Annotated in this window: 9 protein-coding genes; 7 read left to right on the top strand and 2 right to left on the bottom strand. The window is 68.5% G+C overall.

The annotated features are described in order from the left end of the window. The first annotated feature begins 56 nt into the window (after positions 1-56). From ACGFH6_RS31095 to ACGFH6_RS31075, 5 genes are all read left to right on the top strand, one after another. A complete protein-coding gene (locus ACGFH6_RS31095; RefSeq protein ID WP_393391069.1) occupies positions 57-1,283 on the top strand; it encodes an MFS transporter in 1,227 nt (408 codons plus the stop codon). Positions 1,284-1,601: 318 nt separating this feature from the next. Then, positions 1,602-3,266 carry an ABC transporter ATP-binding protein gene (locus tag ACGFH6_RS31090; RefSeq protein WP_393391067.1) on the top strand — a complete coding sequence of 555 codons (1,665 nt, stop codon included), beginning with the start codon at positions 1,602-1,604 and terminating at the stop codon, positions 3,264-3,266. Beyond that, positions 3,263-5,134 carry an ABC transporter ATP-binding protein gene (locus ACGFH6_RS31085; RefSeq protein WP_393391065.1) on the top strand — a complete coding sequence of 624 codons (1,872 nt, stop codon included), beginning with the start codon at positions 3,263-3,265 and terminating at the stop codon, positions 5,132-5,134. The genes ACGFH6_RS31090 and ACGFH6_RS31085 overlap by 4 nt, the downstream gene beginning before the upstream one ends. A gap of 100 nt (positions 5,135-5,234) precedes the next feature. After that, entirely contained in the window at positions 5,235-6,167 is a 933-nt protein-coding gene (locus ACGFH6_RS31080) for a phosphotransferase family protein (RefSeq protein WP_393391064.1), read from the top strand. 78 nt (positions 6,168-6,245) lie between these two features. Continuing rightward, positions 6,246-7,394: an AAA family ATPase gene (locus ACGFH6_RS31075; RefSeq protein WP_393391063.1), complete on the top strand. Its 1,149-nt coding sequence runs from the start codon at positions 6,246-6,248 to the stop codon at positions 7,392-7,394. Here ACGFH6_RS31075 and ACGFH6_RS31070 read toward each other — a convergent pair. Then, positions 7,391-7,825: a PaaI family thioesterase gene (locus ACGFH6_RS31070; protein ID WP_393391061.1), complete on the bottom strand. Its 435-nt coding sequence runs from the start codon at positions 7,823-7,825 to the stop codon at positions 7,391-7,393. The genes ACGFH6_RS31075 and ACGFH6_RS31070 overlap by 4 nt on opposite strands. Before the next feature lie 72 nt (positions 7,826-7,897). On the opposite strand from ACGFH6_RS31070, the gene ACGFH6_RS31065 reads away from it, so the two are divergent. Next, positions 7,898-8,512 carry a TetR/AcrR family transcriptional regulator gene (locus tag ACGFH6_RS31065; protein WP_393391059.1) on the top strand — a complete coding sequence of 205 codons (615 nt, stop codon included), beginning with the start codon at positions 7,898-7,900 and terminating at the stop codon, positions 8,510-8,512. 226 nt (positions 8,513-8,738) lie between these two features. After that, on the top strand, positions 8,739-9,950 hold the full coding sequence (locus ACGFH6_RS31060; RefSeq protein ID WP_393391057.1) for an MFS transporter: 1,212 nt from the start codon (positions 8,739-8,741) through the stop codon (positions 9,948-9,950). 15 nt (positions 9,951-9,965) lie between these two features. On the opposite strand, the gene ACGFH6_RS31055 is transcribed toward ACGFH6_RS31060, so the two are convergent. Next, on the bottom strand, positions 9,966-11,654 hold the full coding sequence (locus ACGFH6_RS31055) for a SulP family inorganic anion transporter (RefSeq protein ID WP_393391055.1): 1,689 nt from the start codon (positions 11,652-11,654) through the stop codon (positions 9,966-9,968). Positions 11,655-11,778 lie beyond the last annotated feature (124 nt).

The following is an 11,778-nucleotide window of genomic DNA, read 5'->3' as shown; positions in this document are numbered from 1 at the left end:
TGCTGGGGGCGAACACCCGTAGTCGCATGACTCTGCTGAGTGACAGGTTGCTTGGCATGGCATGGGTCGTGAGGGGAGAGTTCCGCAAGCTGTGGATCGGGCAGCTGGTGTCGGCGTCGGGCAGTGCGATCACCACTGTGGCGCTGCCGCTGGTGGCTGTCGTCACGCTGCAGGCGTCCGCGCTGCAGATGGGTCTGCTGTCCGCTCTGAGCATCGCGCCGCACCTCGTCTTCGGCCTGCCGGCGGGTGTCTGGGTCGACCGGTGGCCGCTGCGCCGCATCCTGATCGTCACGGACCTCGGCCGCGCCGTACTGCTCGGAACCATCCCGTTGGCCGCGGCAACGGATTCGTTGCGCATCGAACAGCTCTACGTGGTCGCCGTAGTGACCGGAGTGCTGACTCTGCTGTCCGACACGGCGTCCCTGACCATGCTGCCGTCGCTGGTGCCGCGTGAGGACCTGATGCGGGCCAACAGCGCCGCTCTGCTCGGCCTGAACCTGGCTTCGACCACCGGTCCATCGGTGGCGGGCTTCCTGGTGCAGCTGGTGACTGCGCCGTTCGCGATCCTCGTCGACGCCGTGTCGTACCTCGTCGCCGCGACGGCGTCGTACCTGATCCGCGAGCCGGTACGGGCGTCTGCGGCGCACACCCGGACGCGCCTGACCACCGGGCTGCGGGCGATCTTCGGCGACCGGATCCTGACGTCTCTGACTCTGTCCGCGACCACGGCCGCACTGGCCGGCGCGATGCAGGGGCCGCTGGTCGTCCTGTACCTGGTGCGTGAGCTGCACTGGTCGCCCGGGCTCGTCGGCATCGCTCTGACCGCGTTCGGCGTCGCTGCCGTGGCAGGGACCTTCGTCGCGACCGCGTGGTGCAGCCGGGTCGGCATCGGCCGCGCGTACATCTCCGGCGTACTCCTGGCTTCCCTGAGCGGTGTTGCCCTGGCCACGGGCGTCACTGCGATGATCTACGTCGCTCAGGCGCTGTCCGGGCTCGGCATGTCGCTCTTCGGTGTTCCCCAGCGCACTCTCCGTCAGTCCCTGGCCCCGGATCACCTGCTCGGTCAGGTCACAGCCACCTGGCGGACGCTCGTGATCGGAGGCCAAGCCGCCGGCGCAGCCACCTCAGGCGTCCTGGCCACCGCGATCGGCATCCGGCCGACGCTCCTCCTGGCCACCGCGGGCATGCTCCTCGGCGTCCTGATCGCGCTCGTCTCCCCGCTCCGGACCTTCCGTTCGCTCCCGGCCACCGACCCGCAGCCGCGATCGATGGCTGAAGACTGATTGCGAAACGTGATGAGTGTGACGGCTGCTACCGCGTGGGGCGGGAGGCGCTTATTGCAACAAGTGGTAATTCATCCATGGGGAATGGAATTGGGAGGACAAGCGCTTACCTGGTGAGCGATACTGGAAAGTGCGCCGTTTTCCGGTCGCGAAAACCCCTTACCGAGCATGATGGGAAGTGCGCCCGTCCAGATGCCGTCCGAGCACCCTGCCCAAGCGCCGTCGATCGCTGCCCCTACCACCCGAGTCCCTGCACGCAGCCGCAACCTCTGGCGGCTCCGGCCCTACCTCCGGCCACACCGCTGGCGCCTGTCGGTGATGTTCACCACCGCCATGCTGGGTGTGGGCGTCAGCCTTACCGTTCCACTGGTCACCCGGGCCATCATCGACGGCCCGGTCACCCGCCGCGAGCTGGACCTCCTGGTCCCGCTCGCTTTCCTTGCCCTCGGGCTGAGCATCGCCGAGGTCCTGCTGGTCTGGGCCCGCCGGTGGGCGCAGTCCCGCACCGTCAGCGACCTCGAGGCCACCCTCCGGCACGACCTGTACGTCCGGCTCCAGTCGCTGCCGATGGAGTTCCACACCCGCTGGCAGAGCGGTCAGCTGCTGTCCCGGGTCACCACCGACCTGTCCATCATCCGCCGGTTCATGGGCTTCGGCCTGCTGTTCCTGGTGATGAACATCCTGCAGCTGGGGGTCGTCACCATCCTGCTGCTGCGGCTGTACTGGCCGCTCGGCGTCGTGGTCCTGCTGGCCGCGGTACCGATCATCACGCTGTCGCTGAAGTTCGAGAAGAAGTACCTGCTGATCTCCCGCAAGGTCCAGGACCAGCAGGGTGACCTGGCCACCCGGGTGGAGGAGTCGGCGCTCGGCTTCCGGGTGATCAAGGCCTTCGGCCGGCGCGGGCACGTCCAGCAGCAGTTCGACGACGAGGCGCTCACGCTCTACACCACCGAGGTGGAGAAGGTCCGGCTGGCGTCGCGGTTCTGGAGCTTCCTCGGCGTGATCCCGAACCTGACCCTGGTGATCGTGCTGCTGCTCGGCGCCCTCGCGGTGGGCCGCGAGGCGATCACGCTCGGCACCCTGGTCGCGTTCATCACGCTGATGCTGTCCCTGATCTGGCCGGTCACCTCGCTCGGCGCGATCCTGGCGATGGCCCAGGAGGCGATGACCGCGGCGGACCGGATCAGCGAGATCCTCGACACCTACTCGGTGATCGAGTCGGGTCCGGACGAGCTGGTGAACTCGAAGGGGCACCTGCGCTTCGAGCATGTCGGCTTCCGGTTCTCCGACGACTCCACCGAGATCCTGCACGACATCAACCTCGACCTCACCCCCGGTACGACGCTCGCCCTGGTGGGCGCGACCGGGTCGGGCAAGACCACGCTCACCGCGCTGGTCCCCCGGCTGTACGACGTGACCGCGGGGCGGATCACCATCGACGGGCACGACATCCGTGACCTGTCGCTGGTCTCACTGCGGACCGCGGTCGCCTCCGCGTTCGACGACCCGACGCTGTTCTCGATGAGCGTCCGGGAGAATCTGACGCTGGGCCGGCCGGACGCCTCCGAGGCCGACGTCCAGCAGGCCCTGCAGGTCGCGCAGGCCGAGTTCGCCAACGAGCTGCCGTGGGGTCTGGAGACCCGCGTCGGCGAGCAGGGCATGTCACTGTCCGGCGGTCAGCGCCAGCGGCTCGCGCTGGCCCGGGCCGTGCTCGCCAAGCCCGCAGTCCTGGTCCTCGACGACACGTTGTCCGCACTCGACGTGCACACCGAGGCTCTCGTCGAGGAGGCACTGCGCAACGTGCTCTCCGAGACCACCGGCATCGTGGTCGCGCACCGCGCGTCGACCGTGATGCTGGCCGACAAGGTGGCCCTGCTCCAGAACGGGACCATCACCCACGTCGGAACCCATCACGATTTGCTCGAGCAGGTCCCGGCGTACCGGAACCTGCTCGCGGCGGAGGAAGAGGAGGTGCACGCATGACCACGACCCAGCAGACACCTCCTCCTGAGGAAACCAAGGACGACAAGTCGCAGCAGGACACCTGGCGGGGTCAGTTCGACGAGGACCCCGACCGGGAGTTGTCGAGGGCAACGACCGTCCGGCTGAAGGAGGACTCCCGCAAGCTGCTCGGTGAACTGCTCCGGCCGCACGCCAAGCTGATCTGGCTGCTGGTCGTGATCGTGGTGGTCGAGAACGGCGCCCGCCTCGCGGTCCCGTACCTGGTCCACCTCGGCATCGACAACGGCATCCCGCCGATCATCGCCGGCGAAGGCTCACAGGAACTGATCACCGTCGTGTCCCTGGTCCTGGCGATGGCCCTGCTCCAGGCCTGGACCCGGCAGCTGTTCCTGATGCGGTCCGGCCGGCTCGGGCAGACCATCCTGCTCGGACTGCGCAAGCGGGTGTTCGACCACTTCCAGCGACTCAGCCCGTCGTTCCACGACAAGTTCACCTCCGGCCGGGTGATCTCGCGGTTGACGTCGGACGTGGGCGTGATCGACGAGATGCTGGCCAACGGGTTCGACGGCCTGGTCACGGCGGCTCTGACCCTGATCGGTACGTCGATCCTGCTGCTCACGCTCGACCTCAAGCTCGGTCTGCTCGCGCTGCTGTCGTTCCCGGCCCTGATCCTGCTGACGGCGTGGTTCCGGAAGCGGTCGGCGGTCGTGTACCGGCAGACGCGTGAGGCCGTCGTACTCGTCATCGTGCACTTCGTCGAGTCGATGACCGGGATCCGCGCGGTCCAGGCGTTCCGCCGGGAGCCGCGCAACGAGGAGATCTTCCACGGCGTCAACGACCGGTACCGCCAGGCCAACCTGAAGTCGTTCCAGCTGAACGCGATCTTCATGCCGTCGATCAAGGGCGTCGGCAACATCACCATCGTGGCGATCCTGGCGTACGGCGGTTACCAGGCCTACCACGGTCACGTGACAGTCGGCGTACTGACGGCGTTCCTGCTCTACCTGCGGCAGTTCTTCGAGCCGCTGCAGGACATCTCGCAGTTCTACAACACCTTCCTGTCCGCGAGTGCGGCGCTGGAGAAGCTGTCCGGCGTCCTGAACGAGACGCCCGACGTCCCCGAGCCGATCGAGCCGGCCAAGCCCGGTCGCGCGCGGGGTCACCTCGAGTTCCGCAACGTCCGGTTCAACTACGTCGACGACGTACCGGTCCTGCCCGGTCTCGATCTGGACGTGCCGGCCGGTCAGACCCTGGCCCTGGTCGGTACGACGGGCGCCGGCAAAACCACGATCGCCAAGCTGGTGGCGCGGTTCTACGACCCGTCCGACGGTCAGGTGCTGCTGGACGGGATCGACCTGCGGGACCTCACCGAGGACGACCTGCGCAAGCGGGTCGTGATGGTGACGCAGGAGAACTTCCTGTTCACCGGCTCGGTGGCCGACAACATCCGGTTCGGCAAGCCGGAGGCCACGATGGAAGAGGTGGTCGAGGCGGCCAAGGTGATCGGCGCGCACGACTTCATCACGGCCCTGCCGAACGGGTACGAGACGTCGGTGGAGAAGCGCGGTTCCCGGCTGTCCGCCGGCCAGCGCCAGCTGGTCGCGTTCGCCCGGGCGTTCCTCGCCGACCCCGCCGTACTGATCCTGGACGAGGCGACCTCCAGCCTCGACATCCCCAGCGAGCGGCTGATCCAGCGCGCGCTGCGGACCATCCTGGCCGACCGTACGGCGATCGTGATCGCGCACCGGCTGTCCACGGTGGAAACCGCGGACCGCGTGATCGTGCTCGAGCACGGCCGCATCATCGAGGACGGCGCCCCGCGCAACCTCATCACCACCGGAGGCAGCTACGCCGGCCTCCACCAAGCCTGGGAAGACTCCCTGGCTTAGCCCCTCCCCGAACTGCCCTCGGTCCCCCAACGGACCGAGGGCAGTTCGCTTTTCACGGCCCGCCCCACGCGCACGCGGGTTCGAGGTAGCCTCGGCCGGGATGAGGTGGTTGGAGGAGGGCTCGCCTTCCGCGGTTGCCGGGGCGTTGCGGGAGGTTGCGCCTGCGTTGGGCGATTGCTCGATCGTGCTTCGCGAGACGTTGGGCGAGGACGATCCGCGGTGGTGGGCGGCGAGTGCGGTGGTCGGCGGGCGGTTCGTCGCGAAGTTCGCGTGGTCGCGCCCTGCCGGGCTCCGGCTGGCGCATGAGATCGCCGTGGTGGCGGCGTTGGCGCGCGAGCCGGGCATTCCGTTCCTGCCGAACGTAGTTGCCAGCAGCACCGATCCACTGCTCCTGGTGACCGAACTGGTGCCTGGCAAGTCGCTGTTCGAGGTCGTGGACTCGCTCGACCGGGACGACGTGGGTCGGCAGCTCGCCCACTTCATGGCTGCGTTGAACCGTTCGGCGACCCGGGAACGCGTCGAAGCCGTCATCGGCGAACTTCCCCCCGCGGCCGTCCAACCAGCCACGACCAAGGACTTGCGCGACCGGTTCGTGAAGTGGGCGCGTCCAGATCAGCGAACCGCCGTCATGCAGTGGTGCGACTGGGCGGACGACGTACTGGCGACCCCGGGCCGGAACGTACTGGTCCACGGCGATCTGCACGGCGGCAACCAGGTATGGGAAGGCGAGCGCCTCCGCGTAGTCGTCGATTTCGAGACCGCCGGCCTGGCCGAGGCCGAGTACGACCTGCGCACTTTCCCCGGAGCGGGTCCAGGCGTCGAGTTGCTGACCGCCACCCTCCACCACTACAGCCAGCTCACCGGCCATGAACTGTCAGCCGAGCGCGTGATGGCCTGGCATCTGCGCACTGCCCTCGGCGACGCGCTCTGGCGCAGCGAACAAGGCGTCCCACTCCCGGATCACCGAACACCGCACGCCTGGGTCGACGACCTCGCCCAGCGCTTCACCGCGCTGGGCATCGACCCGGCCTGATGGAACGCCGGGGTCGGAGTCACGCCGCTCAGTCTCCAACGATTCGTTCTGTCGGAGCAGGTCGGTAGCGTGACGGACATGCTCACGACCCTGGCGGTGGAGAACTACCGGTCACTGCGCCGCGTGGTGATGCCACTGCGCGGGCTCAACGTCGTGACCGGAGCCAACGGGACAGGCAAATCCAGCCTCTACCGAGCCCTTCGCCTGCTCGCCGACGCCTCACGCAATGGGGCCGTCGCCGCGTTGGCCCGGGAGGGCGGTCTTCAGTCAACTCTATGGGCTGGGCCGGAGCACGTACGCAAGAATCGGCCGGTGCAAGGCACGGTGCGGACCGGGCCGGTGAACCTGCGCCTGGGATTCGCGGGTGACGACTACGGCTATCTGATGGATCTCGGGCTGCCGGTGCCGCATGGTTCTGTGTTCGATCTCGATCCGGAGATCAAACGGGAAGCCCTGTGGGCGGGGCCGTTCCTGCGGCCGGCATCGCTGCTGGTGGAGCGCGTCAACCGCGAGGTGCGGATCCGGGCCGGCTCAGGCGAGTGGTTGCGCGGTGGTCACCAGCTCCAGACCTTCGACAGCATGCTGAGCGAGTTCGCCGATCCCGAGCGCGCGCCGGAGCTGCTGACCGTCCGCGAGCGGCTGCGGTCCTGGCGCTTCTACGATCACTTCCGCACCGACGCTGATGCGCCTGCCCGTCGTGTGCAGATCGGCACGCGGACGCCGGTGCTCGGTCCGGACGGCGTCGACGTCGCGGCCGCGTTGCAGACGATCCGTGAGATCGGCATCAAGGGTGCGCTGGACGAGGCCATCGAACTGGCGTTCCCGGGCAGCACTCTGGCCATCGTCAACGCCGGCGGTAGGTTCGAGATCTCGTTCCGGCAGCACGGGTTGCTGCGGCCGTTGTCCGGGGCGGAGTTGTCCGACGGGACGCTGCGGTACTTGCTGTGGGTCGCCGCGTTGCTGACCCCGCGACCGCCAGAGCTCCTCGTGCTGAACGAGCCCGAGACCAGCCTGCATCCGGACCTCCTGCCGGCCTTGGCGAATCTCGTCGTCACCGCCGCCAAGGAAGCCCAGGTCATCGTCGTGACGCACTCCCGGCCGTTCCTCGCCGCCCTGGACGCGCTGGATGACCTGCACACGATCGAACTCGTCAAAGACCACGGCGCCACCACGATCGCCGGCCAGGGCCCACTCGACGAGCCCGCCTGGAAGTGGCCGTCGCGCTAGGCGGCCGATGGGAGGTCTATGACTCGAGCGGTGGCTGTTGCGGTGGCGACGATCTCGCTGTCGGTGCCGTAGAGCGTTCCTGCGAGGGTCGCGTGGTCGTCGAAGCGGGTGACGACGCGACCGTGCCCGATGAGCCGGCCCATGCGCGCCGGACGGACGAAGGTGGTGTTGAGGTCGAGCGTCTCGATGAACCGGCCGGGCGGGAGCGTGGCCAGCAGCGCCGGGCCGACGGTGTCGTAGAGCATCGCGGCGAGGAAGGCGCCGAGGACCTCCCCGAACGGATTGGTGAACGCCTCGACGCCGGCGAACGCGACGGAGATCGTGCCATGCTCCGGATCGGCCTCCAGCAGCTCGAACCCGAGCGTGCGCGCCGCGTGCGGTAGCGGCGCCCGCCCTTCCACGCCGTCCCAGAACACTCCGGTGCGAGTCATCCTTGCCTCCTCTGATCGACTCTCCCACCAATAGCGAATCACAGATTCACTATTCATGCTAGGCTCTTTCGGGTGCCGCAGGTGCTGAAGGACGACGTCCGGTCCCGGATCCGCGCAGCCGCACTCCGGGCGTTCGCCGTCCACGGGTACGCCGGCGCCACCATGGCCGGAGTCGCGGCCGAGGCCGGGATGGCACCGGCGAACCTGTACCGCTACTACCGCAACAAACAGGAGTTGTACGACGCCGTCGTACCGGATGAGGTCGTCGACACGCTGGAGCAGGTGGTCGGCCGCCGGGTCGAGGACTTCGCCTCGCTGGTGAAACGCGACGGCACGACCACGGACGTCGCCGACGAGATGATGCGGTTCTGGCTGCAGTACCGGCTCGAGTCCGTCGTGATCCTCTCCGGTGCGGCCGGGACGCGGCATGCGGACGTCGTCGCGCGAATCAACAGCCTGTCCGTGGAGGCTCTCGTCAACGCGCTGCCGGCCGGCACGGTCGCGGCCGGCGACGTCGACCTGTTCGAATCCATCTGGACGAACACCTCGAGAACCATCGCCCGGATCCTGCTCCACAACGAGACCGAGGCGGACCTCCGCGCCACGATCACCAGCTTCTGGCGCTACCAGATCGCCGGCCTGACCGCCCTCCTCCGCCACCTCGCCGATCGCCGGCCACGCAGCTGACGAACGGGTGCGGCACGCGGCCGCACCCGTCGCAAGTCACCAGTCTCTGTTGGCGGCTTTGAGATCGCGGTCGTCTCTGTTGGCGGCTTTGAGTTCGCGGTCGCGCATGCTTGCCCTCCTCGCTGGACGTGACAGGTCGATGCGAGCTTGCCAGCGCACGCTTTCACTCTGCTTTCACGGGCGACGGTGACAGCGATCTGAAAGTCGCGCCGCCTAGCGTCGGCGCATGGCCAGCCGCCCGACCATCCGCGAAGTCGTGGGCGTGGCCGAGTTCCGTGCCTTGTGGATCGCGCACGCGCAGTCCCGGCTCGGCGATCAGCTCGCCCGGGTCGCCATCGCCGTACTGGTCTTCGACCGGACCGAGTCCGCCGCCGTCACCGCGTTGACGTACGCCCTGTCGTTCCTGCCGCCGCTGGTCAGCGCCCCACTGCTGACCGGGCTGGCGGACCGGTTCCCGCGCCGTACGGTGATGGTGTCGACAGACCTGAGCCGGGCGGGTCTGGTGACCGCGATGGCGATCCCTGGCCTGCCGGTCGCCGTACTGGCCGCCTTGCTGATCGTCGTAGTCGGACTGCAGCCGCTCTACAGCGCTGCTCGCAACGCGATCCTGCCGACCGTCCTGGACGGAGACCGGTACGTCGTCGGAGTCGGCCTGGCCAGTGCGACCGACAGCATCGTCCAAGTAGCCGGATTCGCAGCGGGCGGAGTGCTGGTCGGCCTGACCGGATCGCACGTCGCACTGGGGCTGAACGCGTTGACCTTCCTGGTCTCGTCGGCTGTCGTCCGGTTCGGCGCACGTCTCCACCGGCCGCCGGACGCGGCGGACCCGAGGACCGTCGGGCGGTCGCTGTCCGGCGGGTTCCGGGTGATCTGGGGTGATCGTCGGCTCCGCAGTCTGCTGGGCTTGCTGTATCTGTACGGCTTCTACATCGCACCCGAAGGGATCGCGGCGGCGTACGCGGCCGACGCCGGCAGAGGTGAGGCCGCGGTCGGTCTGCTGATGGCCGCTGACCCTGTCGGCGCTCTCGTCGGTTCATTGCTGCTGACCCGCTGGATGCCGGCGCGCTGGCGGACCCGATCGCTGGCACCGCTCGCGGTGGCGTCCGGGATCCCGCTGATGGTGAGTGCTGCCGTGCCATCGGTGTCCACGGCGATCGGGCTCTGGACACTGGTCGGTGTGCTGTCGTCGTACACCATGCTTGTCACCCCGATGTTCGTACGTCTGGTGCCGGATGGCCGACGAGGGCAGGTCATCGGGCTTGCCTCGGCGGGATTGCAAGCGGTCCAAGGTCTCGGTGTCGCGGCAGCCGGAGCGGTGGCAGGCCTGACCTCGCCGTCAACGGCGGTCGGTGTCATGGGTGCCGCCGGCGCGTTGCTCGCTGTCTTCGCCGGTCGATCCTGGATCGCTGCCGCGAACCGGGTGGCAGCAGCGCCGTGACGTTGCTTGTGGCAACTATTCCGGCGCCGCGTTCTCCTGCCGGAAGGCCTCGACCGCGGTGGGGAGAGTGTAGAAGAGGCGGTCAGGGCCCAGGCGATCGAGGAAGCCGGCGGCGTCGAGGTCGTCGCGGAGATCCTGTTTGACGCGGGCCATGGCGAGGACGATGCCGCGGGAGGTGAGGTCCTCGCGGAGGGAGTCGAGCGCATCGATGGCGGTGATGTCGATCTCGACGTTCGCCTCGGCGTTGAGGAGCAGCCAGCGGACCGGTGCGTCGGCGTCGTCGACCGCGGCCATCGCGCGGCGGCGGAAGTCCTCGGCGTTGGCGAAGAACAGTGGCGAGTCGTAGCGGTAGACGACCAGACCCGGGACCGGCCTCGCGTCCGGGTAGTCGTCGATGTCGTGCATGCCGGCGATCCCCGGGACATAGCCCAGGATGCCGTCGTGCGGGCGGGCGACGCGACGCAGTACGTCGATGACCGACAGGGCGACCGCGACCAGAACGCCGTACAGGACATCCAGCGCGATCACGCCGACCGTGGTCGCCAACGCCAGCAGGAACTCGCTGTTGCGAAAGTTGGCGATGCGGCGGAACTCGGACAGTTCGATCAGCCGTAGGGCGGCGAACACCACGAGCGCGCCGAGTGCGGCGATCGGGAACGTCGACAGCAACGGTCCGGCGAAGAGCAGGGTTGCGACGATGACGGCTGCGGCGACCAGCGAGTACACCTGGCTCTTCGCGCCGGTGGCCTCCGCGAGGGCCGTCCGGCTTCCGCTGCTGCTGATCGGGAAACCACGAACCAGGCTGACGGAGACGTTGGCCAGGCCGAGGACGAGAAGCTCACCATCGGGGTCGACACGCTCTTGACCACGGGAGGCGAACGCGCGCCCGGTCAACACTGTGTCGGTGTAGCCGACGAGGGCAACGCCGAGGGCCGGTAACGCGAGCAGGCCGACGTCCGCGACCGAGATGTCCGGCAGCCGCGGAACGGGAAGGCCGCTGGGTACGCTGCCGACCAGGGTCACTCCCTTGTCACCCAGCCCCGCCGCCCACGTCACCAAGGCGGCGAGCGCGACCACGATCAGCGGACCCGGGAGTCGCGGCGTCCACCGGGCGAACGCGAGCAACAACCCCAGCGACACCAGTGACAACACCAGCGGCGCCGCCTGCCACTCGTCGTACAGACGAATCACGGACAGTACCTCGGCGGGCGGTGAGTCCCCGGTCACCGGAGCACCGGTCAGGCGGCCGAGCTGGCCCGTGATCATGATCACCGCGATGCCGGCCAGGTAGCCGACCAGCACCGGCTTGGAGAGCAGGTCCGCGAGGAACCCGAGACGCGCCAGCCATCCCAGCACGCAGATGGCACCGACGATCAGAGCCAGTACGGCGGCCAGTTGCGCGTAGCGGACCGGATCACCCGCTGCGAGCGGCCCGATCGCCGTGGCTGTCATCAAAGCCGTCGTCGACTCCGGACCGAGCGACAGCAACCGCGACGAGCCGAGCAGGAAGTACAACAGCAGAGGCCCGAGAGCCGCCCACAACCCGGTCACCGCCGGCAACCCGGCCAGCTGCGCGTACGCCATCACCTGAGGCACGAAGTACGCCGCCACCGTGACCCCAGCAATCAGATCCGGCCGCAACCAGCCCAGCCGATACTCCCGAAGCGTCGCCACCCCGGTCACCGACACAGACCATCTACCCATGCCCACCCCCTACCCACGCCCCGACCGACGAGAGCACAAGTACAACACCGCCACACCGCCCGGCAGCCGAGCCCCAGGCACACCGTTGTGGTGTGTCCCCAGAACCCACACCGAGGCCGAGACA

This window comes from Kribbella sp. NPDC049227 (assembly GCF_043197265.1).
Taxonomy (GTDB): domain Bacteria; phylum Actinomycetota; class Actinomycetes; order Propionibacteriales; family Kribbellaceae; genus Kribbella.
The sequence above is the reverse complement of the archived record's forward strand: the minus strand, read 5'-3'. Positions and strand labels throughout refer to the sequence as shown.

What these genes read in the sequence shown, in the direction of transcription:
- ACGFH6_RS31095 (WP_393391069.1), top strand. Translation starts at nt 57, where the DNA reads ATGGCATGGGTCGTGAGGGGAGAGTTCCGCAAGCTGTGGATCGGGCAG.
- ACGFH6_RS31090 (WP_393391067.1), top strand. Translation starts at nt 1,602, where the DNA reads ATGTTCACCACCGCCATGCTGGGTGTGGGCGTCAGCCTTACCGTTCCA.
- ACGFH6_RS31085 (WP_393391065.1), top strand. Translation starts at nt 3,263, where the DNA reads ATGACCACGACCCAGCAGACACCTCCTCCTGAGGAAACCAAGGACGAC.
- ACGFH6_RS31080 (WP_393391064.1), top strand. Translation starts at nt 5,235, where the DNA reads ATGAGGTGGTTGGAGGAGGGCTCGCCTTCCGCGGTTGCCGGGGCGTTG.
- ACGFH6_RS31075 (WP_393391063.1), top strand. Translation starts at nt 6,246, where the DNA reads ATGCTCACGACCCTGGCGGTGGAGAACTACCGGTCACTGCGCCGCGTG.
- ACGFH6_RS31070 (WP_393391061.1), bottom strand. Translation starts at nt 7,825, where the DNA reads ATGACTCGCACCGGAGTGTTCTGGGACGGCGTGGAAGGGCGGGCGCCG.
- ACGFH6_RS31060 (WP_393391057.1), top strand. Translation starts at nt 8,739, where the DNA reads ATGGCCAGCCGCCCGACCATCCGCGAAGTCGTGGGCGTGGCCGAGTTC.
- ACGFH6_RS31055 (WP_393391055.1), bottom strand. Translation starts at nt 11,654, where the DNA reads ATGGGTAGATGGTCTGTGTCGGTGACCGGGGTGGCGACGCTTCGGGAG.